General features: G+C 34.8%; 24 protein-coding genes and 1 pseudogene. 5 read left to right on the top strand and 20 right to left on the bottom strand.

The window, feature by feature from the left end:
- Nucleotides 1-8: 8 nt before the first annotated feature.
- From ACIEHO_RS05395 to ACIEHO_RS05405, 3 genes are all read left to right on the top strand, one after another.
- On the top strand, nt 9-1,268 hold the full coding sequence (locus ACIEHO_RS05395; RefSeq protein ID WP_406969429.1) for a helix-turn-helix domain-containing protein: 1,260 nt from the start codon (nt 9-11) through the stop codon (nt 1,266-1,268).
- A gap of 48 nt (nt 1,269-1,316) precedes the next feature.
- On the top strand, nt 1,317-1,970 hold the full coding sequence (locus tag ACIEHO_RS05400; protein ID WP_406969431.1) for a tetratricopeptide repeat protein: 654 nt from the start codon (nt 1,317-1,319) through the stop codon (nt 1,968-1,970).
- Nucleotides 1,971-2,133: 163 nt separating this feature from the next.
- Complete coding sequence (locus ACIEHO_RS05405; protein ID WP_406969433.1) at nt 2,134-2,670, top strand: hypothetical protein; 537 nt, start codon at nt 2,134-2,136, stop codon at nt 2,668-2,670.
- Nucleotides 2,671-2,844: 174 nt separating this feature from the next.
- Here ACIEHO_RS05405 and ACIEHO_RS05410 read toward each other — a convergent pair whose 3' ends face one another.
- The 10 genes from ACIEHO_RS05410 to ACIEHO_RS05455 all read right to left on the bottom strand — a co-directional run bounded on the left by ACIEHO_RS05410 (nt 2,845) and on the right by ACIEHO_RS05455 (nt 14,429).
- Nucleotides 2,845-3,045: a helix-turn-helix transcriptional regulator gene (locus ACIEHO_RS05410; protein ID WP_406969435.1), complete on the bottom strand. Its 201-nt coding sequence runs from the start codon at nt 3,043-3,045 to the stop codon at nt 2,845-2,847.
- Complete coding sequence (locus ACIEHO_RS05415) at nt 3,035-3,508, bottom strand: hypothetical protein (protein WP_406969437.1); 474 nt, start codon at nt 3,506-3,508, stop codon at nt 3,035-3,037. Before ACIEHO_RS05415 ends, ACIEHO_RS05410 begins: the two co-directional genes overlap by 11 nt.
- Before the next feature lie 102 nt (nt 3,509-3,610).
- Nucleotides 3,611-4,597 (bottom strand): Gfo/Idh/MocA family protein, encoded by a 987-nt coding sequence (locus ACIEHO_RS05420; RefSeq protein WP_406969439.1) that lies wholly within the window; start codon nt 4,595-4,597, stop codon nt 3,611-3,613.
- Nucleotides 4,594-6,288 carry a sodium:solute symporter gene (locus ACIEHO_RS05425; protein WP_406969441.1) on the bottom strand — a complete coding sequence of 565 codons (1,695 nt, stop codon included), beginning with the start codon at nt 6,286-6,288 and terminating at the stop codon, nt 4,594-4,596. Before ACIEHO_RS05425 ends, ACIEHO_RS05420 begins: the two co-directional genes overlap by 4 nt.
- Nucleotides 6,289-6,405: 117 nt before the next feature.
- The gene (locus ACIEHO_RS05430; RefSeq protein WP_406969443.1) at nt 6,406-8,931 is read right to left on the bottom strand and encodes a PIG-L family deacetylase; all 2,526 of its coding nucleotides are present in this window, start codon (nt 8,929-8,931) and stop codon (nt 6,406-6,408) included.
- 165 nt (nt 8,932-9,096) lie between these two features.
- A complete protein-coding gene (locus tag ACIEHO_RS05435) occupies nt 9,097-9,582 on the bottom strand; it encodes a hypothetical protein (protein WP_406969445.1) in 486 nt (161 codons plus the stop codon).
- 198 nt (nt 9,583-9,780) lie between these two features.
- Nucleotides 9,781-11,367 carry an alpha-N-arabinofuranosidase gene (locus ACIEHO_RS05440; protein ID WP_406969447.1) on the bottom strand — a complete coding sequence of 529 codons (1,587 nt, stop codon included), beginning with the start codon at nt 11,365-11,367 and terminating at the stop codon, nt 9,781-9,783.
- Between the two features lie 177 nt (nt 11,368-11,544).
- A complete protein-coding gene (locus ACIEHO_RS05445) occupies nt 11,545-11,997 on the bottom strand; it encodes a hypothetical protein (protein WP_406969449.1) in 453 nt (150 codons plus the stop codon).
- A 389-nt stretch (nt 11,998-12,386) separates the two neighbouring features.
- Complete coding sequence (locus tag ACIEHO_RS05450; RefSeq protein ID WP_406969451.1) at nt 12,387-13,241, bottom strand: mechanosensitive ion channel family protein; 855 nt, start codon at nt 13,239-13,241, stop codon at nt 12,387-12,389.
- Nucleotides 13,242-13,499: 258 nt separating this feature from the next.
- Nucleotides 13,500-14,429 (bottom strand): carbon-nitrogen hydrolase family protein, encoded by a 930-nt coding sequence (locus ACIEHO_RS05455; RefSeq protein WP_406969453.1) that lies wholly within the window; start codon nt 14,427-14,429, stop codon nt 13,500-13,502.
- Between the two features lie 403 nt (nt 14,430-14,832).
- On the opposite strand from ACIEHO_RS05455, the pseudogene ACIEHO_RS05460 reads away from it, so the two are divergent.
- Nucleotides 14,833-15,786: pseudogene (locus tag ACIEHO_RS05460) on the top strand (transposase); the annotation flags it as partial.
- Nucleotides 15,787-15,846: 60 nt separating this feature from the next.
- Here ACIEHO_RS05460 and ACIEHO_RS05465 read toward each other — a convergent pair.
- From ACIEHO_RS05465 to ACIEHO_RS05510, 10 genes are all read right to left on the bottom strand, one after another.
- A complete protein-coding gene (locus ACIEHO_RS05465) occupies nt 15,847-16,686 on the bottom strand; it encodes a CPBP family intramembrane glutamic endopeptidase (RefSeq protein ID WP_406969457.1) in 840 nt (279 codons plus the stop codon).
- 189 nt (nt 16,687-16,875) lie between these two features.
- Nucleotides 16,876-17,598: a DUF6090 family protein gene (locus tag ACIEHO_RS05470; protein ID WP_406969459.1), complete on the bottom strand. Its 723-nt coding sequence runs from the start codon at nt 17,596-17,598 to the stop codon at nt 16,876-16,878.
- 103 nt (nt 17,599-17,701) lie between these two features.
- On the bottom strand, nt 17,702-18,766 hold the full coding sequence (gene corA, locus ACIEHO_RS05475; RefSeq protein ID WP_406969461.1) for a magnesium/cobalt transporter CorA: 1,065 nt from the start codon (nt 18,764-18,766) through the stop codon (nt 17,702-17,704).
- Between the two features lie 32 nt (nt 18,767-18,798).
- A complete protein-coding gene (locus tag ACIEHO_RS05480) occupies nt 18,799-19,353 on the bottom strand; it encodes a mechanosensitive ion channel domain-containing protein (RefSeq protein WP_406969463.1) in 555 nt (184 codons plus the stop codon).
- Nucleotides 19,354-19,631: 278 nt separating this feature from the next.
- Complete coding sequence (locus ACIEHO_RS05485) at nt 19,632-20,576, bottom strand: septum formation inhibitor Maf (protein ID WP_406969465.1); 945 nt, start codon at nt 20,574-20,576, stop codon at nt 19,632-19,634.
- Nucleotides 20,577-20,602: 26 nt separating this feature from the next.
- On the bottom strand, nt 20,603-21,196 hold the full coding sequence (locus ACIEHO_RS05490; RefSeq protein WP_406969467.1) for a Maf-like protein: 594 nt from the start codon (nt 21,194-21,196) through the stop codon (nt 20,603-20,605).
- Entirely contained in the window at nt 21,196-22,110 is a 915-nt protein-coding gene (locus ACIEHO_RS05495) for a geranylgeranylglycerol-phosphate geranylgeranyltransferase (RefSeq protein WP_406969469.1), read from the bottom strand. Before ACIEHO_RS05495 ends, ACIEHO_RS05490 begins: the two co-directional genes overlap by 1 nt.
- Nucleotides 22,110-22,985, bottom strand: a complete 876-nt coding sequence (locus tag ACIEHO_RS05500) for an energy transducer TonB (RefSeq protein WP_406969471.1) — start codon at nt 22,983-22,985, stop codon at nt 22,110-22,112. Before ACIEHO_RS05500 ends, ACIEHO_RS05495 begins: the two co-directional genes overlap by 1 nt.
- A gap of 10 nt (nt 22,986-22,995) precedes the next feature.
- Complete coding sequence (locus tag ACIEHO_RS05505) at nt 22,996-23,526, bottom strand: KdsC family phosphatase (RefSeq protein WP_406969473.1); 531 nt, start codon at nt 23,524-23,526, stop codon at nt 22,996-22,998.
- The gene (locus ACIEHO_RS05510) at nt 23,507-24,274 is read right to left on the bottom strand and encodes a Rossmann-like and DUF2520 domain-containing protein (RefSeq protein ID WP_406969475.1); all 768 of its coding nucleotides are present in this window, start codon (nt 24,272-24,274) and stop codon (nt 23,507-23,509) included. Before ACIEHO_RS05510 ends, ACIEHO_RS05505 begins: the two co-directional genes overlap by 20 nt.
- Before the next feature lie 58 nt (nt 24,275-24,332).
- Here ACIEHO_RS05510 and ACIEHO_RS05515 point away from each other — a divergent pair, with 58 nt between their 5' ends.
- Complete coding sequence (locus tag ACIEHO_RS05515; protein WP_406969851.1) at nt 24,333-24,734, top strand: group III truncated hemoglobin; 402 nt, start codon at nt 24,333-24,335, stop codon at nt 24,732-24,734.
- Nucleotides 24,735-24,799 lie beyond the last annotated feature (65 nt).

Consider the following 24,799-nt stretch of genomic DNA (forward strand, 5'->3'; position numbering starts at 1 on the left):
AAAACCAAATGCCAAACGAATTATCTTTAAATGAAGAGTTAATAAAAAAGGTTGAAAATTTAATAGAAACCAACCTTGAAAATGAACAATTTGGAGTTAATGAATTGGCCGAAGAACTTGGTGCAAGCCGATCGCATTTGCATAGAAAGTTAAATGCGCTAACAGGAAAATCAACAAGTCAATTTATTCGTGAATATAGACTTCAAAAAGCTATGGTGATGCTGCAAGATAATGTTGCAACGGCTTCCGAAATAGCATATCGCGTTGGATTTAGTAGTCCTACTTATTTTAACACCCGTTTTAGTGAGTATTTTGGTTATCCGCCTGGTGAGGTTAAGTATAGAAGTTCAAAAACTGAAGATGCTGATTCAAATATTCCAATTAGAGTTACTTCAAAACGAACACGAAAAAAAGTAAAAAGAAAAAAACTTTCATCTCAGTTAGGGATATTAGTTGCCGTATTTGGAGGGATTGCACTTTTGGTGTTTTTATTCATTACGTTCAATAATCCCACAGTTCAAGAAACTGAACTGGTAAACAATAAAGAAAGTAATGTTGGTGAAAAGTCAATTGCCGTGCTTCCTTTTAAGAATTTGAGTAATGATGAAAGCAATCAGTATTTTGCTGATGGTATGCGGGACGACATTATAAACCATTTGTCTAAAATTGAAAGTGTTTTGGTAAAGTCTAGGCAATCTTCCGATAGGTATGGAAGCACAGATTTATCAGGTTTGGAAATAGGCGAGGCTTTGGGCGTAAATTATATTATTGATGGCAGCGTTCAAAAGTATGACGATAGAATTAAAATTATTGTCCACCTTATAAATGCAAAAAATGACACACATTTATGGTCAAAAGATTTTGATAGGGAATTTGAGGATATTTTTTATCTGGAAAGTGAAATCTCCAGATCAATTGCTAAGGAATTAAATCTTGTTTTGTCTCCTTCAGAAATTCAAGAAATAGAAAAGATTCCAACCGTAAATTTAGAGGCCTACAACTTGTATAAAAAGGGAGATTACTTTTTGTATCAATTCTCAGATGAAGGGTTTATGCTTGCAGAAAAATATTTTAATGAAAGTATTGAGTTAGATCCAAAATTTGCGCTTCCATATTCTGGTTTATCCATTTTAAGTCTTTACCGAGGTTGGCCATCACCTTCAGAGGAAGATTATTTAACGGCTAAGGGCTATGCTTTAAAAGCTATTGAGCTTGACGACGATTTGGCCGAAACCCACCGTGCACTCGGATTGATATTCATGGAATAAAAATGGAATTGGGAGGAAGCCGAAAAGGAATTTCTAAAAGCATTAAGTTTGGATTCCAAAAATCCTTATGTGATGACCATTTATGCCAGGTATTTGATGTCCGTTAAGGGAGATTTTGAAAAGAGTAGAGAATATTTAAATAAAGCTTTATTGGCTGCGCCAGTTTCATATTATATCAATATATCGAGTGCAGAATATTATTTATTCATCGAAGATTACGATGCGGCTTTAAAGGAAGCAGAAAGGGCTAAAGAGTTAAGTCCAATTGATGGATGGGCGCCGTGGATTGCTTTTTTAGCTTACGTTAATAAAGGAGAGCATGATTTGGCCGTTAATGAACTTGTTGATAATTGGAGCCTAAGTCATAATTATAATAAAAATGTTGCCCCTATGTTACAGGCCTACAAAGAAAATGGAATTAATGGGGTTTTTAGATGGATAAACGATTTGGACATTAACCATGCCGATGAAGAGCGGGTGCAACATAATGCCTATTATATAGCTCAAAAATTTGCTTTTCTAGGTGAGCATGATAAAGCTATGCAATGGTTGAATATTGGCTTCAAAAGAAAAAACGGTGAAATGAATAGAATAAAACACGACCATTTTTTTACCGATATGCACGATAACCCAGAATTCCTGTCACTTTTAGAAAAAATGAATTTAGGCAATTACAAACAAAGTCCATACTTTAAGGACTAGCTATAATGCGACACCATTCAACATAATTTAAATGCTTCAAATTATGTGTTATAGCCTTTAAATAAAACTTTAAATAATTAACAACATAGCTGTTAAGCCTTGTGTACTCTATTGTTTCATATTTGTGTAAACATTACTTATTAATCTTTAAACACATATAATCATGAAAGCAATTGTATTATTATTGGTAGTTTTTTTTACTGCAAATCTCGGAAATTCACAAAATGTAGGCACAGATCTACTAGCTTTAAACACAGAAGAAATGACTTCTGAAACCACGGAACCTTCAACTAAGGCAATAAACAGTAATTATAAAAATGAAGTGGTTGATAACTCTATGGCTATACATGTAAGCGTATTAGAGGAGCGTGTATCTAAATTTGATGTTACTTCAGTTCCAGAATATAAGGGCAAATCAGAGCCTTTTAAAGTAAAATTTAAAACAGATAAAGGGTATATTGAAGTACTGTATGGTAAAAACGGTGAAATTTTAAAAACCAAAGAAAGATTTAAACAAGTTAAGCTTCCTAGTGTAGTAAGGGACAATGTTTTGAGGGAATTTTCTAAATGTAAATTGGTAAGTTCTGATTATTTGGTTTGGTATGATACCAAGCGAGTAAAAAAAATATACAAAATAACCATACTACAAAACAATTCAAAAAAGAAAATAAAGATAACTGCAGATGGTGAATTTATTTAAAAATATCCAACCAAACTAAAAGCACAACTTTTTAAATGTTGTGCTTTTTTTATGCCATATAAGTTGGCTTCTCTGTTTCCTAAATTAAGCGCAACATAATGATTACAAAAACACTTCACAAAAGGTTTGAGCTTAAGTTGTTAACTCTAATGTAATTGCTGTTTTTTGAACTTCTTAATCCGAATCTTCTAAAATAAAAATATCTTCTACAGATATTTTAAAAAGTTTTGCTATTTTTAAAGAAAGTACTGTAGAAGGCACATATTTATTTTTTTCCATAGCATTTATGGTTTGCCTGCTAACCCCAATTTTTTCAGCTAAATCGGCTTGTGTCATGTCATGAATGGCACGTTGCACTTTGATGTTATTCTTCATGACTTCTCAATTTTAATTTTAGGAAGTTGAAGCGAATAATAAAAAATAAAAGAGGTGTAAACATATTTAATACCAAGACATGTACAAATGTATAATTATAAATAAAAAAAATTAAAAAAGTAAGTACGGCATAATTGAAGACTATGGCCCAAACTAATGAATCTTTTCTGAGTTTATAAATAAACTCATCTTCAACTTTTTCCTTTGATAATCCAACTATCAGTCCTCCAAAAATAATAGATAGGAGAATTAACTCAAACATAAACCCAGTTTCTATAAATTTGAAATACTGCATTTCTTTTGGCCCAAAAGCAAAATTATTAAAAATGGAAAGTACTTTTATTTTTAGAGGTTCAGTCTTAAGTCCAATAAAATATGTTATTAATCCAGAAATTATACCTCCAATAAATAACAACCATCCAAGTTTTTTATAATTATTTGGTAATAAATAGTTTGTTTTCATAATTGTTCGTTTTAAAATTAACTAATGATTGACGTTCAAAAAGTAAAACAAACTTTACATATAGACAAATAAAATTTACTTAATGTAACAAAAACATAACTTTTAATATTTTAATTGGATGATAGAACGAACCTGATCTAAAGTTTTAATGAGTTTTCTGCTAAAATCAAAAGTCATAACATCACTTTCAGTTTTGGCCTCTCTTAAAAGTTGATTGAAATGAATAGCTTCAAAACTATAGCCAATAGTATTGTATTTAAAATCTATAACCTCTTCATTTCCGTCTTTAATTATCGAAACTGTTGACGGTGCGTGAAACTGCGTGTTTATTTTTACAATGGCATCCTCACAATAAAAAACGGCTTGGGTTGGCAATTCTTCAATTAGCGAGCTTTTTAAATAAGCATTTATATTGTTGTTATATTCAAAAACCATATCGCAAGAAGAGTCCGCACCATTTTCAAAAAAAGTTGCACTGGCTTCAATCTTTTTAGGGGTGCCCAAAGTAGATAGTGCTGCAAAAATGGGGTAAATACCAATATCTAGCAGACTACCGCCACCTAATTTTTTATCGAAAAGACGGGTGCTAGTATCGTATGGACGTTTAAAACCAAAGTCCGATTCAAGTTTTAAAATATTACCATAAGTCTTGTTTTTCAGTTCTTTTAAAACGTATTGGTAATGGGGTAGAAAGTAGGTCCATAGCGCTTCCATTAAAAGCACATTTTTTTCTTTCGCTTTGACTATCATCTCATTAACATCTTCGGCATTCATGGCAAAAGGCTTTTCGCCTAAAACAGCTATGCCATTTTCTAAGCACATTAATGCATTTTCTTTATGCAAGCTATGTGGCGTGGCCACATAAACCGCATCAATATTGGTGTCGTTGGCTAAGGTTTCATAACTGTCGTAAGCTTTTGTAGCTTTGTGCTTTTTAGCAAATTCATCAGCCTTTTCCTGCGAACGTGATGCTACAGCATACAATTCGGCATCACTTATCGTGGCGAGGTCGGTTGCAAAACTGTTGGCAATTCTTCCCAAACCAATAATACCCCACTTTATTTTTTTTATGTCTTCTTGTTTTGTCATTTTCTTTGAATTAATTGGAGTAAGCAAGCCAATGTAATAACTATGATACAACCTACAAAATTAAGCCATAAAAATGGAAGGTTGATTATGCTGAATTCATTTAAAAAGTAAAGGGCAATAACCAGAGCTTGGGTAATTAAAGCGCCGATAAAAACGGCGTGGCCTTTTACAAATTTAAAGAAAAATGCCAATAGGAAAATACCCAGTACATTGCCGTAAAATATCGAACCGATAATGTTTACCAACTGAATTAAATTTTCCGCCAGATTGGCGACACATGCCACGGCAATGGCCATAATGCCCCATGCAAAAGTGAACCATTTTGAGGCCTTCACCATGTGCTCCTCGGTTTTTTCGCTGGTGTTTCGTTTGTATAAATCAATAGTAGTGGTAGAGCCTAAAGCATTAAGTTCGCTGGCTGTGCTAGACATGGCTGCACTCAAAATAACGGCCAATAGTAACCCAATTAAACCACGCGGTAAATTGTTTAAAATAAAATGGATGAATACATAATCTTTATCGTTGCTCTCTACCTTTAAGTCTTGCTTTTCGGAAGCTTTATCAATAAGGTTTCGGGCTTCAGCTCTAATGTCGTCATGCGCTTCATTGGCAATGGCAATATATTTTGAAGCGCTGGGATTATCCGATTCAATAAACGATTTTATAATGGTCTGCTTATCGTTAAAAACAGCTTTTTGCTCCTGTTGAAGCGCTTTGAATTCGTTTGCATATTCAGAATTTAAAACGAGTTCGGTAGCAGTAGGGTTGAAGTTTACTGGTGCTTCGTGAAACTGATAAAAGACAAATACCATGACACCAACCAGTAAAATGAAAAATTGCATAGGGATTTTAAGTAATCCGTTGAATATTAAGCCCAACTGCATTTCCTTAACTGATTTTCCCGATAGGTAGCGCTGAACCTGACTTTGGTCGGTGCCAAAATACGAGAGCATTAAAAACGTACCACCAATTATACCGCTCCAAAAGGTGTAGCGGTTGTTTAAGCTGAATGAAAAATCTAATACTTCCATCTTTCCACTAGCCCCTGCAATATCAAGGGCTTTTGTGAAGGTGATGTCTTCCGGGAGTTTGTCAACAATCAAAAAGAAAGCTACAAGCATCCCAATAAAAATCACCAACATTTGGTGCTTTTGAGTTACGTTTACAGCGCGCGTACCACCAGAAACTGTATAAATGATAACGAGCAGGCCAATGGCAATATTTAAGGTTAGTAAGTCCCAGCCCAAAACGACTGAAAGAATAATAGCAGGCGCAAAAATGGTAATACCCGCAGCTAACCCGCGTTGAATTAAAAATAAAATTGCTGCGAGCGTTCTAGTTTTTAAGTCAAAACGATTTTCTAAAAATTCGTATGCTGTGTAAACTTTCAGTCGATGGTATAATGGAATAAAAACCATACAAATTACAATCATCGCTATGGGAAGACCGAAATAGAATTGTACAAACCCCATACCGTCGTTAAATGCTTGGCCCGGTGTTGACAAAAAAGTTATGGCACTGGCTTGGGTGGCCATGACCGATAAACCTATGGTCCACCATTTTGAGGTGTTTCCGCCCCGTAAATAATCCGTTACGTTTTTGCTTCCACGCGTTTGCCAGGTCCCATAAGCTACAATGCCTGCAAGTGTTATGGCTAAAACCGTCCAGTCAATCCAACTTAAAACTTGCATACTTTAAAATGATTTGGTGATAAGATAGAACACAAAAAAATAAATAGCATTAGCAATTAATACAATAGAGTACCATTTTGACCAAATTTGCTTGGGTGTCTTATTTTTTTCCATAATCTAATCATTTAATTGGGCTTGTTGTTTTAGGTCTTCTTTTCCAATGGAGAGCATATTGGCGAAAAGCCTGTAGGCACCAGAAACCCCAGCAGGGAACTCCCTAAAAAAGCTTAGGCCCGTGTAAATATAGTAGCCTTTACCATGTTTAGCGACCAATAAACTACCATCCTTCGCATCTTCGCCTTTATCGTTAATTGATAGGACAGGGGTAAACTCGCTAGCCCAAGAATTGGGGAAGTATAAACCGCGCTCTTGTGTCCACCCTTCAAAATCTTTTTGGGTTATTTTATTGGGATAGTTTAAAACAGGATGTTCGGGTTTTAGCAAACGGACTTCGGCATGTTCATCGGTTACACGATCTCTAGAAAGTTTTAAGTCGTAAGGCGCCAAATTTTCTGTAATTAATCGATGACTGGTATTGTATTGCACAATCATATTTCCGCCTTGAGCGACAAAATCAAAAAGGATCTGCTGCTTGAATTTAAGCTCATCAACAGTGTTGTAGGCGCGTATTCCAATAACCACGGCATCAAAAGTGCTAAGGTTTTCTGGATTTATGTCTTCGGGTTCCAAAACACGTACGTTGTATCCTATTTGCTCCAAACTTTCAGGCACGACGTCGCCTGCACCCTGAATATAGGCAATGTTTTTGCCATGTTTTGCGATATCCAATCGAACAATTTTACTTTCACTTGGTAATAATACGGTTTGGGTTGGAATGTGGTCGTACTCAATTTCAACCAGTTCTTTGGTGTACTCTTTATCCCCAACGTGTACAATAGGTCCTATATAGCCTTCACTTTGGTTTTTTGGTGGAATTACCGTGAATATGAGCGTTTGTTCTTCGCCTTTATGGGCAATAGTAACTTTTTGGGTTTTTGGATAAACGTTCCAATCGTTTGGATGGCAAACTTCCACCGAGCCTTCTAAATTATCTCGGCCTGCTTTTACAACAACAGTAATATCCCGTTGATTGCCATTATTTATGATGATGACTTTTTCTGTGATTTTTGCCGAAGCCTCAGGGATGATTTCAAACGGATGGTACAATTCGCCTTTGTCTGGTTTTGAATAGCGCTGAACAATGTTTTTGGTGAAAGTTATTGGGGTGTTTTCAATGAGTAAATTAAAATTGACTTTTAAAGTTCTGGGTGTTTCGGGTAACCCAATTAAAGATTTGTCTTCAACGTTGTACATGCCCAAGGATCCTTTTTTGTTAAGCCAATAAGGTGTAGATGGTTTGGCGTCTGGTTTAAGCTTTATGGATTCTTTAAAATCATATTTTATATTGTTTTTTAAAGGAATGTTTTTCGAAATATTTAAATCGTTTTGATTGCTGTAGCTTACCAATGTTATGGGAAGTGAGCTTCTATTTATTGCTTCTATGCTTAAGTTGACTATTTCTTTTGGAGCCGCTGTATTATTATCTGCGGAAGCTTCCAGATATAAACCGGCACACATTTCAATAATGGATTTGAGTTCTTTTGTTTTTTGGGTTTTCCAATGGTCGTTTTCAATATTTTGAAGTAAATTGTAGGCTTCAATCAATTGTGGGATATGTTCTGAAGGATTATTGAAATTGAAGTTATTTTCAACCCCGATTAAAATTTCACCAATGGCTTTTCCGCCTTTTACACGATTCCAAGAGGTGTCAATACCTGCAAAAATATCTTCATTGTTTGCAAGGGGTTCGCCCTTTAAAAACTCAATATATTCATTTTGGGTACCGCGTTGCGTCAATGTTCCAAATCCTTGGCTTAAATGTTTGCTGCGTGCCAAAGCCGCAACTTCGTTATTGGATAGACCTTTTAAAGGATAATAGGTTCCAATATTAAAGACTAACATCTTACTTTTATCTAACTTCTCAAAGTTTTCTCTACTGCCATAACGCCACCAACTTGTATTATAAAACAATCTTTTTGGTTGCCACAGGCTAGCCTGTTTTAGTTGTTCTGGATATGCGGTGTTATCGTTAGCGAGTTCAAAAGCTTCCATGCTCAACATAGCCGAACTGGTATGATGCCCGTGTGTTGTACCTGGAGTTCTGTGGTCAAAACGATTGATGATAACATCGGGTTTAAATTTTCTAATAGCCAATACAACATCGTTAAGCACCTCTTCTTTATTCCAAATTTCTAAAGTTTCATCGGGGTGTTTGGAGTAGCCAAAATCGTTGGCTCTGGTAAAAATTTGTTCCCCACCATCTATATGCCGCGCGGCCAAAAGTTCTTGAGTTCTTATCACGCCCAATAAGTCTCTAATTTCAGGTCCAATAAGGTTTTGACCGCCATCACCTCTGGTTATGGAAAGGTAGGCGGTTCTGGCATTTAACTCGTTAGATAAATATGAAATCAGCCTTGTATTTTCATCGTCGGGGTGTGCTGCCACATACAATGCCGAACCTAAAAAATTAAGTTTTTCAATGGCTTTATAAATTTCTGACGACGAGGGTGTTTTGGGTTTTTGAGCTTGGGCAATTGTACAGGTAAATGCAAGAATAAATAGATATTGTAAGGCTCTGCGCATAATATTGGTGTTAGCAAAAAACCAAATATAAAAAAGAAACCAGCACTACAGCTGGTTTTAATTTTTATTTAACGCTTATGAAAATATCAGAACGACTTTATTTAAAAAATATAATGTATCGTTGGTTAGACTTTGCTAAGTTTAGCTGATTTTTTGTTTTAACCGTTAGATTTGTTTCAAATTGATTTCTTCTGTTTTAGGCTTAGTTTCTTGGGGTTCGGCTGGAATGATTGGTCTTGAGCGTTGATTGAAAAACAAATGTTGAATGGAATCCATACGTTTCATCATGCTTTTAATTTGCTCATCTTGGTTCATAAAACCTTTCTGAAAAAAGTCATCAGGATGAAATCCTCCAGTGATGGAATCTTTACCAAAAAAATCATCAAAAAAGGAATCGTTAAAAAACGAATGATTGTTGAAGTGCTTTTGAAACTGCAGTTTTAAACTGTCGCTTAATTTTCCGTTTGATGAATAGCTGTATGAGTAAATGGAATCGTATTTTATTAAATTCCCTTGGTCATCATACTCTTTATTTACTGTAATGTTTTCATCAGGTTTTATATCGGTTTTATTATTTTGTTTTTGCTTTTCCTGACCAGTACAATTGAAAATAAGCAGAAGAAAAATCGGAATAATTTTAAGTGTTTTCATAATTGAGTACCTTTTAAATTAAACAAATATTCGTTTCAAAAACATCAAAAAATGTACCATGTGAACAGGTATTACTTTAATATTTTCTTAAAATGTCAGGTTGGCAGGGAGATGAAATGGTTTAAAAAGTGCGGTTAAAAATCTAACAACTTTTAACCGCATCCTTCAATTCGTGAGAATATTACATTTAATCTAAACCTATTTTTTGAACTTACCCTTTATCATGGTGTATGAATGCGGAGGAAATGAATATGTAAGTTTATTGCCCTTGGGTTTTACATTGTCTTTCTGCTGTGTCTTTACAATTTCTTTTCCGAAAGTATTCTGTGATTTTGTGTCTGGCCCATTAACTTCCATGATTTCAAAATCACCTTTGAACGATCCTTCTTGTAAGATGATATCTGTGGAAATATTTTCTGTTAGATGCCGATTCATTACGGAAATAATGATTTCGTCACCATTAATGGCCGAGGAAACATCTAGATAAGGAACATCAGTCTGTTTCGTTGTTTGTTCACCTAGACCAATATTGAATTCTTCGGTATCATAGGTGCCACAATCTACATAAACATCTAACGATGTGCCGTGCATGTTTTGGGAAAATAATTGAAGTGGGAAATAAATGGTCTGCCTGAACATGTCTTTCTCATTAGTAAACATGGGGCCAATAACATTAACCAATTGCGCCATGTTGGCCATTTTTACCACATCTGCGTTTCTAATGAATCCGTTAAGAAAACCTGCAATTACAAGTGCATCTTCAAGATTGTAATGCTCTTCCAAAGCCCTTTCACCTCTTGACGAAGGCCCTCTTCTTGCCCTATACCATACGTTGTATTCATCCCAGGCAATAAAAATAGGGTCTCGTTCACCTCTGTCGGCTTTTTGCATTTCAACATCTATCAACCCTTTAATGAGCTTGGTTCTTTGTTCCATGACCAGGGGAGTGGATAAAAAATTATAGTAATTGTCATCAGGATTTCCCACATACATATGAATAGCAAGATAGTCTACCACATCCTTAAGTTCTTTCAATATGGTGGCGTTCCATTTATTAGGGTCTGCAAAGGGGCGGTAATTGGATGATCCTGCTGCAATCAATTTGATGCTTGGGTCTGTCAACTTCATCAATTTTGCTGCTTCTCTGGCTTTTTTGCTATAATCTTCTGCATTTAAGTGTCCCATTTGCCAAAACCCGTCCATTTCATTGCCCAGACTCCAATATTTTATGTCATGTGGTTCTGGATATCCATGTACTTCTCTTAATTTGGCATAATGCGATTCACCTTTTACGTTGGTATATTCGACCCATCGCTGAGCTTCCTCTATGGTGCCTGTTCCCATGTTGACGGCAAAATAAGGTTCGGTGCCTAATTTCTTGGCGAAATCCATGAACTCGTTCGTTCCAAATTGGTTGGTTTCCAAGCGGGACCATGCCAATTCCATTCTGGGAACCCTTGTTGGGCCCACACCATCTTCCCAATGGTAGTTGGATACGAAATTTCCACCGGGATAACGTGTAATGGTAACATTTAAATCCTTGGCCGCATCCAATACATCTTTGCGAAACCCATCGGCATCTGCCAAAGGTGATCCAGGATCATAAATACCTCCATAGACGCACCTGCCCAGATGTTCCACAAAATTGCCATAGAGCAGAGGACTTATTTCCCCAATAGTTCTGTCCGGGTCAATTTTAATTTTTGCCAGTTGCTGCGCATTTAAATCATTCTGCACAATTGTTAAAATGAAACATCCAATAATTAATTTTACAAAAACATTCATATTATCTAGTTTTAGGTGGTTTTCATTATTTACTTGTTATACCGTACACGCACATCTCAACTCCAATTGCTCAAAGGATATTTACTAAACTTATTTTCAGTAATAGGCTTTGGCTGATTTTTCTGGAATAGTTGGTTATTTAATAGCGTACAACGGCATTTTATTTCTTATATATTGTTAGTGACTTGTTTTTCTTTCTTTTATCGTTTTAATTCCAAAAAATATTAAGATTATGATTAATGTAACAAAAAAGACAGTTGTTGACATGCTTTTTACTACCGAAAAAATATTTGTAACTTTAATTGTAGTAGGGGATAAATCAGGATAATTGATCAACATGGTGATAATTCCAAAATTCTCAGAATAATCGGCTATCCCTGCAATAACGGGAAGGAAGCAGAGAATGAAAAAGACGGAGTTAAGTTTGTCCAGTTTTTTTAAAAAGTACCCAATCAATAAACTATAACTTACTCCAAACAGAAGTGGGTAGATCATATCGACAGGAAGTTGCGTTTTTAAATACACCTGTCTTCCATTTTCACCTAATGTCTCCAAAAGCGTTTCAATATATTCTGAAGTGTATCCCAAAGGCATCATGTCTAATAATTTCAGATTATTTGAAAATGTCATTGTTTTGGGAATGGTAATTGTCAACATTATCGCATAAACAATATTTGTTAGTATAAAAAGCAGTAGCACTTTTTTGGCCGATATATGCTTATATATTATTTCCCTTATTCTTGTCATTTATATTTTGATTGGTCAAGGTCTCTATAGGGCTAGTTACCTTGTATAAGTGCCTAATTTAACAATTAAAAACCGAATAAAAAATCCACAGAAATTTTGAGAGTTTGCGGGTGCAACAAATTAAGCATGGTTTTTGAAACTTATTTTTAATTTAATTTTTTGAATTCAGGATTCAATTCTGGCAAAAATAGCAGTGCTTATCCAGTATTAATGATTAAGTAAAAAAAGAGCAACAAGCTTTGGTTTAGACTAAAATACACCATGTTTTTAACTTAGCTCTTCTTTAATATTTCAGCATCATTTGACTTTAAGTGTAAATCCAATTGCGGAAAAGGTATAGCTATCTTGTTTTCAGCAAATTTTTGACTAATAATTCTGCGGATATCGCTTTTTACTTTATTTATTCTAAATATGTTCTTACTAAAGAATAAAACTTGAAAATCTAATGATGAATTTCCAAAACCCACTAATCGAGCTTCAGTTAATTCCCGGTCAGATATATCTGGATGTTCAAATGCACTTTCTTCCAAAATTTTTATAACTAAATCTACATCACTGCCATAAGTAACACCAACATCAATTCTAAACCGGGTTTTCTTTGTCTGGTGGCTCCAATTTATTACTTTATTGGTTGTAATTAATGAATTCGGAATGATAATAGAAATATCATTTGTGTTTAATCCTTTGGATGTTCTTAATCCAATACTTTGAATTCTTACAACATCACCATCTATTTCTAAAACATCATCTATTTTTATGGATTGTTCTGAAAGTAAAATTATTCCTGATATAACATCATTAAATGTTTGCTGCAACCCTAATCCTATTCCAACAAGCAAAGCAGCAGAACCAGCTATTAATACAGTTACTTTAACACCAATAGTTTCTAAAATAAGCCCAACAGCAATTATCCATATAATATATCTTATGATTTGAAATAAGGCATAGGCACTCCCTTTGTCAAGTTTTTTAGACTTGCGTTTACTAAAAAGTGCTTTCTTAATTAGCCATAAAATCAATTTGGTAATCAAGAAAATTATTAAGATAGTCACTAATGTATAAACCCGTATATTAGATTCTCCCAAATTAATAAGCTCCAATTCTAAAAATTTCTTTAATGTTTCCATGTTGTCTTTTTAAATTAACATAAAGGTATAGAATAACCGTCGGTTAAGGTGGGGTATGCGCAATTTTTTGAACTAGACCTAGTCTATGTAAATCCATTATGAAATTGCAACCAGGCATGTTTTCTTAATTGAATACCAACGGTTGGGCTATGGTTTCGTTTTGTGAAAATCCGCTATGTTTTTCCGTCTTAGGCTAAAGACAGCAAATTGCAATGAATTCCATTAGGAGTTTAGGCGCAATGAACTATGCATGCTGTGTTATGGCTTTTTTTTATTTGTTAGATTTACATCGAAATTAAAAACATCAGGTCTTGAATAATGTCCGACGACATCAAACATTCGTTTTGCTTTTATAATGTCTTGGAGGTTAATATCTGCATATAATATGCCTTCTTTTGCTTCTAGTGGTCCAGCGATAACTTTCCCGTTTGGTGCAATTATAGAACTATTACCTACATTAATCCATTCCCTTCCTTCTGGGTAAAGTTTTTTAAATTCATACTCATCAGGAATATCATCCATTTTTAAAGCCATACAAGTGCTTATAACAAACAATCCGCCTTCTCTTGCAATATGCTGCATAGATTGAATCCAGTTGGGGCTTTTATCCCAGGTAGGAGAAACTAATATTTGAGTTCCAAATTCATAGATAGCATTTCTTGCCAATGGCATAAAATTCTCCCAACAGATTAACCCAGCTATTATTCCTGCTGAAGTGTCATAAGAGCATAAGGTACTACCATCTCCTTGAGACCATATTAGACGTTCTCCGCCTGTTGGTATTAACTTTCTATGTTTACCTAGAATTATGCCTTTGTCGTCTATAAAAAGTAAGCTATTAAATAAACTGGCGCTACTGGTTTCAACATTACGTTCATGCATACCAATAACAACATTAATGCTAGCTGTTTTGGCCGCTTCACAAAGTTTTTGTGTAGAACCATCAGGCACAGAAACAGCATTTTCAACAAGTTTTAAGTAAAGCTCATTTAAATCAGCTCCTTTACTATTTGGAATTAGCCATACCCAATCTGGATAACCAGAAATAAAGGCCTCTGGGAAAACGATTAAGTTGGCGCCGTTTTCACCAGCTTCTAAAATTGCTTTACAGGCCTTATCAACCGTTTTTTCTTTATCTAAAAAAACGGATGAAAGTTGTGCAGCTGCTACCTTTATATTTTTAGTCATCTTACTTTGTCTTTTTTGTATATAATGTTTAAAATTATGTAGCCTTTATTCAGGACGGGTCATAATGTGCTACAACGTTTATGTATAACTTAAGTTAAATAATAATATAAAAGTTATAAATTTAAGTATATAACCAGAAAGAACAAAAAGAGAGAATTAAGGTTATTTTGTATAGTGAGACTTGATCTCGTTTTTCTTAAAAATCCTCTCTCTTTTCTACTCTTATTTCGTACAGTTCTAAGAGACTAAGGATCTCGTTTTTAAGTTTTAGAAAACACGGTAGATACGTTCCTTCATAAGATATTAAATATGAATGAAAATACGAATTATTTTGGAATTGACATTAGTAAAGATGTTTTTGATGTGACTGGAATTGATGGCTTGTTTCATCAGTTTAGTAATGAAGTTACAGGCTATAAAAAGCAGAAATGCCAAATGGGCCAAGGACCAAGACGGGCGTCCGGGAGCAGGTAACAAAGGCAGTCGCTATACCAGTAACAAAACGCATTACAGTCCTACCGACCCCGATGCGCGTATTAGTGTAAAACCGGGCAAGGCCAGAAAGCTCAATTACCAAAGCCAGCTTACCGTAGATACCGCCCACCATGTGATCAGTGATATCAAGGCCTATCATGCCGATGGTAAAGACAACCAACAGTTACAAGATATAGTGGTCCGCGTGCAGCGCCGCTTACGCCGTTCGGGTTTGGTCTGGGACAACTGTGTGGCCGATACCGGGTATAGTAGCGGTGAGAATTACGCTTTTCTGGAAGGTAGAAACCTGAAAAGCTTTATACCGCCCCATGGCACGTATAAAGGCTGCCCCGATGGCTTTGCTTATAACGAAGCCAAAGATCATTATGTCTGTTCACAAGGTAAGGTGGTACCGTTTAAAAAGGTGTTTTACGAAACCAAGAACCACACCAAAAAGAAAGAATATCGCGCATCAAAGAAAGTGTGCATCGATTGCCCGGTCCGTAGCCAGTGTTTGGGCAAGAGCGCCCAGGAAAAGAAGTTTACCGTTACCTATTACCGCGCCGAGTACGAACGTAACATCGCTAGGGTCAACAGTCCACAGGGGCGCTATATGAAAGCCAAGCGTCAAAGTACGGTAGAACCTGTATTTGGCACCTTGACCCAGTTTATGGGCTTAAGGAAAGTCAATACCATTGGCATTAAGCAGGCCAATAAGTGCATGCAGCTATCTGCTATTGCGTACAACCTTAAAAAGTACCTGAAATTTGTAGAAAAACACAGTAAAAGCGGAGCGGCAAGCCTGCCTGCGCTTTTATCTCGTGTTCTAGCAGTAATAGGGCTAATATTAAGCCCGTATGACCGACTTAGATTTAGCTTTTAATCATGATGGTATAAAACAAACGCCCTTAAAATGGTTGTTTTGTATCATGATTTTGTAAAATTATGGGCTTGTGCAACGGCTACCATTGTTGGCACTTGTTTTTAATTTATTCTTTACTATTAAAAATCCAGTAAATATCATAATTCCGATGCTTGATAATAAATGTATTTTTTTGAAATCCATATTTAATTCAGGGTAAAATAGCAATGCGATTCCTGCATTAATTGACAAGTGAAATAAAATTGCTATAAGAACACTTCCCCTAGAATTAATTACTAACCAAGTAATTATTATGGATAGGCAGATTAGTATAGTGAAATATGCAATTACAGGAATTATAGATATTGGTTCTCCACTAACCAATGTTCCGAATGGTGCCCACCATAGTGGAATATGCCAAACAAACCATATAACTCCAATAATGATTGCACTTTTCAGGTTTGAATATTTTTTTTGAAATTCGGGCAATAAAAAACCTCTCCACCCTAGTTCTTCTCCCAAAGGTCCAGCATACAATCCCGTTAATAATATTGTTGGTATCGATAAATATGCCATTTTATCAAAACCTCCAATTTCCCCTATAAATTGGCTGTAAAGTGCAATACCAATAATTACAAATATTAGAGGTACAAGAATTATGTATACATAATATTTAAAAGGGACTTTCCATATAAAAAGCTTTTTGATTAATTCCAATAGCCCTTTGAGTCCATCAAAGAATAGAGTTGTAATTATTCCGGATATTGTTGGTCCATATAAACCAACAAAAAAGAAAACTAAAAATTTATCAATTGACTCTTGATTAATACCGTCTGATAGATGGTTTAATCCAATAATCCAAAGTGTCCAAGACCATAAAAAGGTCAGTATTAAAAACACAAATAAATTTTTTCTATTCATTTTTTAAATAAGTGCCAACGTTGTTGTATAAGGAAAGTTGCGTGTTTGTGTGCGAGGATTTTCCGAAGGAAAATCAGAAGCTAGCAAACGAGCAACTAACTTTGGTTTAGCTAAAACTAGCAATTTTTTTTATACGGTGTTGTGCTTTCGTTATTTTTGTCTTTAACTCTTTTTTTATATTACAACACGTTAATCAAGTTTGTCAATTAATATTTCTGTTTTATCAATTAATCTCTCTACAATATTTTTTCTCACTTCCATATTAAACAATCTGACAGTCAAAAGTCCATTAAACTCACTATAGATTGTTTTTTTATTTGCGTTTTTCCAATATGAATCTTGAAGATGCCCTTGTATAATAAACCAATAGCCAGGATACTTAGACATAAAAGGTTCAAGTAAGTTGTAATAAATTCGCATATTATTATTTGAAGTTGCTATCATTGTGTTTCTTTCTGTATAATATTCCTGTACATTCTTCGCTAAATCTTTCTCGAATAAAGCAATTTCACCTGTTGACTCTAAAGAATTAAATGTAGTTTTATTTAATTCTTTCAAGGTATTAAGACCTCCATAGTATTCGTAACGAACAATTTTTACAAGTGTATCTATATTAGAAGTTAAATTGGACAGCCTTTCAGCATAGGCATTGTTGATTTTTATTTCTTTCGTTATATATTCCAAATCCAATTTCAGTATTTCTAAATCATTTTGTAAATCAATCTTCAATGCTTTTTCTTGAATAATTCCCTGTTCATATTTTTTTCTTTGTTCGTTTAAATTTCCAATTTGTAAGGCAATCAAAATCCCAATAACGACTAGGATAATTTCTCCAATGGCATATAATAGATATTTGCTGAATTTGTTATCAGTCAATAATCTTTGTCTGATTTTTCTAAAGAATTTTATCATTAGTTATTGGTTTGTAATAATGAAGCACAACGGTTGGATAAACACAATTGCGTTTATCTGCATTATATTTAATTTTAATAAATATAAGTAAACATTTACATTATTATAACCACTTCTTCCGCTTAAAGTAAATAAGCATTCCTATAAAAAGAATTATCATAACTCCCCAAAGGATAAAGTAGCTATACCTGTATTGCAGCTCGGGGATGTATTCGAAATTCATTCCGTAAATGCCCGCTATAAAGGTTAAGGGGATAAATATAGAAGCCATGATGGTTAGTACTTTCATCACTTCGTTCATTTTATTGCTAATGGTGGTCATGTACATATCCATTAAACTCCAAATCATTTCGCGATAAATATCTATGTTTTCCGACACTTGAATTAAATGGTCGTAAACATCTCTGTAGTAAGTGATTGTGTTTTTGTTGATTAGGTTGCTGTCGTTCTTTTCAATTCGGTTTAAAACTTCACGCAACGGAAAAATAGCTCGGCGTACCCTTAAAATTTCACGTTTTAGGTTTTGAATTTTCTGGCTAATGTCGTCATCCACATTACCAGAAAAAATAGAGGTCTCAAAATCTTCAATTTTATCTCCTAAAATTTCAATGACACTAAAATAATGGTCAACAATGGCATCAATTAAAACGTAAAGTAAATAATCGGCACCCATACTGCGCACGCGGCCTTTTGCATGCCTAATGCGCTCCCTCACACTATCAAACACATCACCTTCAGATTCTTGAAAAGTGAGCACATAATCTGATCCCAAGATAAAACTAACCTGTTCTGAAACTATATTTTCGTTGGCATCGTAATATAGCATTCTAAGCACAACAAACAGATAGTCATTGTACTCATCAATTTTTGGGCGTTGTGAAATGTTTACAATATCTTCAAGAACCAAGGGGTGCAGCTCGTAGTGTTCGCCAATTTTTTCTATGGCCTTTACGTGGTTTAGTCCGTTTATGTTTATCCAGGTTATGGTGCCTTCTTCAAAGCTAAAACATTCTTCAACGTTTAAAAGTTCTTTTTCTATGTAATGGTCTAGGTTGTAATCATACGATTCAATAAAAAGTTTTTGCGACGCTTTTTCACCCGTATAGATGACACTGCCCGGTATTTGACCAATCTTTTTTTTGGATGTATGTCTTCTTGCCTTAGCCATAGAAACAATAATAGCTTAAATATAGCGATTAATTAAACAGCTTCGGCACCGTCATCATCAGAAGGGCCATCAATAGCATCTTTTTGAATAAGCGTAACAGCCTTTTGAAGCATGAGGTTGTTGGGATAGGTGACCAAATCGCCATTATCCAACCTCAAGAGTAGTTGAAAAGCTCTGATATCTTCTATTATAGCCATAATAGGGAAGTCCTTATCGTGTATTTCAATTTTGTCACCCACTTTATACGGAAAATTAAAAAACATAATAATACCTGAGGTGATATTACTTAAAATGGACCATATGGCGAAAAGCCCAATACCGATAACAGCAAAAATAGATGAAAAAACTACGGCAATTTCTTTGAATTCTGTTCCAAAAATGAAAGATTCAATAAGTATGGCAATGAGCAGCATGGTTACCGTGATGTACCTTCTAATAAGGCGGATTCTAGCATCGTTTATACCATTTTTGCGCGCAACTTTTGTAATGGTAAAATGTATAATGAACCTGATAATGAACAATGAAAAAAGTATGATTCCACTGATTATCAATTCGTTTTGATAATCTTTTAAAAAATCTAAAAACATAAATGAGTAAGGTTAGAATTAAAACAAATATACGCTCAAAATAAAAACTATTTTAACCTGTTGTGCATTTTGAAAATAAAATTAGCTTAGGCGTCAGTTCGAGTGATTTCGAGATTATCGAAATCAAAATACATTTTGATTGACGATACCTAAGCGGAGCTTAAAAAATCGTATCGAGAACCTTTGTTAGACAAAAATTCTTTTTCTCGATACAAATTTCACTCATTCTATGGTGAAATCCACTCGAATTGACGAATTTCATCAAAATGAAAACTATTTTAATCTAACTGAAGCGTTTGTCTTAAAACTTCATCACTATTACTGTTTTTTTGCCAGTATGCTGATTTAATGGTGTTTAGTTTGGTTGCTTTTGTGGTTAAAACTTGGGCATTAGCGCCAAAACCACTTTTAAAGGTTTCTTCCCAACTTATAATATCATATGGGAAATCGGGATTAAAAGTGATGGTGAGTTTTCGGTTTAACTCAGGGTAGTCAACGGAATACCTGTTTTTTGTTAAGGTAGCTTCAGCTCGATAAGCTTTTATGGGCACATGTTTTAGTCTTGTAAATTCCGGAGACGGAATTATTTCTAAATTTCCAGTCGGTAACGATTTTGGGTTTATGCGCAACTGGATCCATAATTCGTTTTCTAAAATGGTTTTTTCCAATTTGAAAGATTGGTCGGCTTCACCTTGAAAATAGGAATGAGAAACGACTTCGAATTGCTGGCGGTTATTTAGCTGAGCATAAACATGACCACACCATTCCTGAATGGAACTGGAAACTTTAAGGGCATGTTGGCTATTTGAAACCGGATAAAACGTGCTCTGCATAATGGAGTAGGGGTAAATGCCTGTATTAAATTTTTTAGTAGCGTTGAGTTTTAAAACAGGGATGTTTTTGTTGTTTTGGTTTCCGGCTTTCACTTGAATGTTTGGCAAGAAATCTTCGGTAACATAAACTAACACGGCTTTGCCTTTCCTTATTTCGCCATAGCGTGCTTGCTCTAGCTTGTATGAAGAAATCTCGGCTTCGCCAGCGTACCAATACTTTTTAAATGCTTCGGGTAGTTGCTTTTTGTTGAAATCCTTATGTACAATAAGTTTGGTTTCCCAATTATGAGCGATATCTTTTGTGCCCTTTTCCTTTTTACATGAAAGCATCATTAATGTAACCAGTGCGGCCCCGAATAGTTTTATGGCTTTTAAAATGCGTCTATTCATAATTTATTTTTCTTAAAATTACAAAGTTAAGGCAGGTCTGCAATGGTATTTAACGTTTTATAAACAAGATGTACAGGTAAACCCATAACACTAAAATAGGAGCCCTCAATTTTTGTGACGCCTATTTGCCCAATCCATTCTTGTATACCATAACCGCCAGCTTTATCGAATGGTTTGTAGGTTTTTATATAGTAGCGTATTTCTTCGTGGGTAAGTGTTTTAAATGTCACTTTGGTAATATCGTGAAGCGTTTTTTCAAAAGTTTGGGTAGTGAAACAAACCGATGTCACCACGTCGTGCGTTTTACCACTTAGGGACTTTAACACGGTAAAGGCTTCATTTTCATCACGGGGCTTTCCCAATGCTTTGTTATTGTGCCAAACAATGGTGTCACTGGTTATTAAAATATCATTTGGGCGCAATTCGTCTTTAAACGGAAGGGCTTTAAGCTGCGCTAAGTAATTACTGATTTCAAAATGCGTTAGTCGTGGTGGGTATTCTTCTTTTACAGGTTTTAGCCGAATTTCGAAATCCAAACCTAAATTTTTAAAAAATTCTTGCCTTCTGGGGGATCCCGAAGCCAAAATAATATGATGATTTTTTAATTTTTCGTCTAACATCAATTAAGTATCACATATTTGTATAAAAGTAATGAAAGCATTCCGAAGCACATCACTATTTTATACATAGTGCTTAAATGACCGAAATCTTTTTTTGTTTTTGCACCAATGGTTTTAATGGTGATATAAATAAGCGGTGCCAACACAAAAAGTAGAAAATAGCCAACAGCAATCGGTTGTTTGTAAAAGTTTGAGTTTAAATAGTAGATAATCCCTACTAAAGGCAAAAAATTTAAAACAGCTAAAATATTTTTGGTGCGTGTTCTTCCTAGAACTATAGGGAGCGTGCTCATGCCAGAGTCATAATCACCATCAATATCTTCAATGTCTTTGGCTATTTCGCGTAGCAGATTAATGGCGAAAGCGAAGAGCGCATAATCCAAAATAATTTTAAAAAAAAGAATTTGTGTTGGTTGGTTTGAAGGTGTTAATGCAGGTAATAATTCAAAGACTCCTACAATAATTAAACTCATCGCTACTAAAGCAGAAATGACCAGGTTACCAACTATAAGGGTTTGTTTTAAATAGGTAGCGTAGATATAAAGTAATATGGAGATTATTATGAACACAGAAAAAAATGAGGGTTTGCCTATATGTTGTGACAGGTAAAAACCAATAGCCACTCCAGTTACGTTTAACGCAATAAAAGCATTATAAGCTGTGTTTTTTGATATGGTTTTTCCAACGTTTACAAGATGCGGTTTATTGATTTTGTCGGTTTCGATATCGTAAATATCGTTTATGATGTTACCAGCGGTAGCAATGCTTATGGTAGATAGAATTAAAAGAAAAATACCTAAGCCGTTTAGGCTGGTTTGAGCGCCAAAAGGTTCTAAAAGAGCATATTTAACAAGTAATTGCACTATGGCAATCATCAAGAGGTTTTTCCAACGGATAAGGTTTAAGAAAGTCACTAGTCGTGTATTTGAAATATAAATGGGAAGCTATATTTGGTATTTATCGGTTTGCCATTTTTTTTTGCTGGAATAAATTTAGGAAGAAGGTTTACGGTTCTTTTTATTTCATTGCTTAATTGTGAATTGACTGATTCGGCTTCAATGTTGACCACGTTTCCTTCCTTATCAATAATGAAACTTATTGAGTTTTCAAATCGTCCCGATAAGCCAATTTCAGAAACAATATCTGTGTTGAATTTTCTGTTGAATAGCCAAGTGATTGTATGCGAAACACATTGTTTTAAAAGATTTTTATCGATGATATGCGAACAATTAAAAGTTTGGACTGGTTGGGTTATGTTTTCAGTAATTATTCTATTGGCATTAATGTTTGAAAGAATTAATGGTTTATGTTTTAAAAATGCCGTTTTCGTTTTTAGGACACCTTTATTTATTCTAAGTTTACAATTGCCTTCTGTTTTTTTTACTTTAATCAGGCCTCCATTAAAATTAAAAAAGTAGTAGTCATTTTCTTTTTTGGCTTGTATGTAAAGAATATTCGATGATTTTTTCCAACTTCCAATAGAAATAATATTATTGTTAGCATTAAAATAAAAAGTAGTGTTTATTACATTTTGATTAAATGGTGCGTAGGCCTTTTCTTGAGATTCAATTTTAACTAAACCATTTTTGCTAAATAAGAATTTCACTTTTTTAAAAAAAGACTCATTTTTTTTGAAGTTATTGATATTGGAAGAGTTGAAAACATTGGAATCCAATTGAACCTCTGTTACTTCCCAAACTCCTAGCATAGATTTTTTTGAAATTTCTTGTGAAAAAGTTGCTAAATGAAAGGCTGTTAAGATAAAGGCTAATATTGTTTTTTTTAGCATATTACTTTTATTAATCATATTTAGCACCGTAGTTGCCACTCCATTTTCCTTGTACTTTTAAAACCTGTTCAATCACATCGCGAACGGCACCTTTGCCACCTTTTTTATGTGAAATGTATTTTGAAATACCTTTTATTTCTGGAACGGCGTCCTGTGGGCAGCAGGGTAGCCCAACCAGTTTCATCACTGGAAAATCTGGGATGTCATCACCCATATAAAGTACGTTTTCCGACTTAATTTGTTTATCAATAAAATATTGGTTGAGCTGTTCAATTTTATTATCCGAGCCCAAGAACACATCTTTTACATCCAAATGGTTTAAACGAATGCGAACGCCTTCGTTGGTTCCGCCAGAGATAATACAAATATTAAAACCTTGGTTTAGAGCGGTTTTTATGGCATAACCATCTTTAGTATTCATGGTGCGCAGCATTTCGCCGTTTGTGGTAATGGTTACCGAGCCGTCTGTTAAAACGCCATCAACGTCAAAAATAAAAGTAGTGATATGTTCTAGGTATTCTTTATAGCTTTTTTCTTCCATGGGTATGTTGTATCGATGCAGTTAGAAGTTTGTAAATATCTTGATGATACTCATTTTTCAATAGTTTTAGATGGTTTTTAATGGTTTTTTTGTCACCACGTTTAGCTGGTCCTGTTTGTGCCATATAAGGCGACATGTCCTGTACTTTTTTGGCGGTTTCTAGAATAAGCGGTTTTAGTAAATCGAATTCTGCGCCTTCACTTTCGGTAATTTCATGCCCAATCCTGTAAAGATGGTTGGTGAAATTGTTAACAAACACCGCAGCTAAATGTAGCACACGACGTTGGTTACTGTTTACCCGTTTTGTTGGGCTGCCCAAACTTGTTGCCAATTCTTTTAAAAGCGGATAACTATTTTTGTTGATGGTTTCAATACAAATGGGCACATGGGCAAAATCCATTTTGGCATTTTTGCTAAAGCTTTGTAAGGGGTAAAATACACCTCGTTTATGCTTCTTGTCCAAATCATGAATATTAACACAGCCCGAAGTATGTATCACTAATCTATCTTCAAATGGCAATTTGGTTGACAGTTTAGCAATGGCATCGTCACTAACGGCCAAAATGTAAACATCGGCATCTTTTAATTCGTTAAGGTTGTCGGTAACGTCAACAAGGTTTTTGTGTTGTTTTATGGAATCTAAACTCCTGTTAAACCATTGAATAACAGATGTATGTTTGGACTCACTGAAACCTTTAAATAAGTGTGAAGCCACATTGCCGGCCCCGAGTAATACTACTGAAATCATAGCGCTAAAATAGTTAATAATGCCCGATTTAAAAACCTATGATATATCTTTGTTGATTATGGACAAAAAAGATATAGAAACCAGAAAAGATGTGTTTTTGTTAGTCGCTACTTTTTACGGAAAAGTTAGAGAAGACGAGGTGCTGGGGCCAATTTTTAATAAAACCATAAAAAAATGGGATGAGCACTTGGAACTTTTAACCACCTTTTGGGAAAGCAGTTTGTTTATGTCCAGAAAATTAGAAAAAAAGTACGCAGGAAATCCTTTGGAAGCCCATATAAAAGTAGATAACGAACAGAATCATAGCATCACAGAAATGCATTTTGGAATTTGGCTGAACCTTTGGTTGCAAACCATCGATGAACTCTTTAGAGGCGATATAGCCGAAAACGCTAAACGTCGGGCACGAAAAATGGGTACGTTTTTATACATGAGTATTTTTCAAGCAAGAAAGGGGTAGTGGGGGCAGTTCTCAGTCATCAGTCGAAGGTATTCAGTCATCAGAATATGAGCTTTCAAGAGTTT

It is taken from the genome of Flavisericum labens (assembly GCF_045446075.1).
GTDB lineage: Bacteria > Bacteroidota > Bacteroidia > Flavobacteriales > Flavobacteriaceae > Flavisericum > Flavisericum labens.

Excerpts from the sequence above, each read along its gene's own strand:
- ACIEHO_RS05395 (WP_406969429.1), top strand. The coding sequence starts at position 9 with ATGCCAAACGAATTATCTTTAAATGAAGAGTTAATAAAAAAGGTTGAA.
- ACIEHO_RS05405 (WP_406969433.1), top strand. The coding sequence starts at position 2,134 with ATGAAAGCAATTGTATTATTATTGGTAGTTTTTTTTACTGCAAATCTC.
- ACIEHO_RS05410 (WP_406969435.1), bottom strand. The coding sequence starts at position 3,045 with ATGAAGAATAACATCAAAGTGCAACGTGCCATTCATGACATGACACAA.
- ACIEHO_RS05415 (WP_406969437.1), bottom strand. The coding sequence starts at position 3,508 with ATGAAAACAAACTATTTATTACCAAATAATTATAAAAAACTTGGATGG.
- ACIEHO_RS05420 (WP_406969439.1), bottom strand. The coding sequence starts at position 4,597 with ATGACAAAACAAGAAGACATAAAAAAAATAAAGTGGGGTATTATTGGT.
- ACIEHO_RS05425 (WP_406969441.1), bottom strand. The coding sequence starts at position 6,288 with ATGCAAGTTTTAAGTTGGATTGACTGGACGGTTTTAGCCATAACACTT.
- ACIEHO_RS05430 (WP_406969443.1), bottom strand. The coding sequence starts at position 8,931 with ATGCGCAGAGCCTTACAATATCTATTTATTCTTGCATTTACCTGTACA.
- ACIEHO_RS05435 (WP_406969445.1), bottom strand. The coding sequence starts at position 9,582 with ATGAAAACACTTAAAATTATTCCGATTTTTCTTCTGCTTATTTTCAAT.
- ACIEHO_RS05440 (WP_406969447.1), bottom strand. The coding sequence starts at position 11,367 with ATGAATGTTTTTGTAAAATTAATTATTGGATGTTTCATTTTAACAATT.
- ACIEHO_RS05445 (WP_406969449.1), bottom strand. The coding sequence starts at position 11,997 with ATGACATTTTCAAATAATCTGAAATTATTAGACATGATGCCTTTGGGA.
- ACIEHO_RS05450 (WP_406969451.1), bottom strand. The coding sequence starts at position 13,241 with ATGGAAACATTAAAGAAATTTTTAGAATTGGAGCTTATTAATTTGGGA.
- ACIEHO_RS05455 (WP_406969453.1), bottom strand. The coding sequence starts at position 14,429 with ATGACTAAAAATATAAAGGTAGCAGCTGCACAACTTTCATCCGTTTTT.
- ACIEHO_RS05465 (WP_406969457.1), bottom strand. The coding sequence starts at position 16,686 with ATGAATAGAAAAAATTTATTTGTGTTTTTAATACTGACCTTTTTATGG.
- ACIEHO_RS05470 (WP_406969459.1), bottom strand. The coding sequence starts at position 17,598 with ATGATAAAATTCTTTAGAAAAATCAGACAAAGATTATTGACTGATAAC.
- corA (WP_406969461.1), bottom strand. The coding sequence starts at position 18,766 with ATGGCTAAGGCAAGAAGACATACATCCAAAAAAAAGATTGGTCAAATA.
- ACIEHO_RS05480 (WP_406969463.1), bottom strand. The coding sequence starts at position 19,353 with ATGTTTTTAGATTTTTTAAAAGATTATCAAAACGAATTGATAATCAGT.
- ACIEHO_RS05485 (WP_406969465.1), bottom strand. The coding sequence starts at position 20,576 with ATGAATAGACGCATTTTAAAAGCCATAAAACTATTCGGGGCCGCACTG.
- ACIEHO_RS05490 (WP_406969467.1), bottom strand. The coding sequence starts at position 21,196 with ATGTTAGACGAAAAATTAAAAAATCATCATATTATTTTGGCTTCGGGA.
- ACIEHO_RS05500 (WP_406969471.1), bottom strand. The coding sequence starts at position 22,985 with ATGCTAAAAAAAACAATATTAGCCTTTATCTTAACAGCCTTTCATTTA.
- ACIEHO_RS05505 (WP_406969473.1), bottom strand. The coding sequence starts at position 23,526 with ATGGAAGAAAAAAGCTATAAAGAATACCTAGAACATATCACTACTTTT.
- ACIEHO_RS05510 (WP_406969475.1), bottom strand. The coding sequence starts at position 24,274 with ATGATTTCAGTAGTATTACTCGGGGCCGGCAATGTGGCTTCACACTTA.
- ACIEHO_RS05515 (WP_406969851.1), top strand. The coding sequence starts at position 24,333 with ATGGACAAAAAAGATATAGAAACCAGAAAAGATGTGTTTTTGTTAGTC.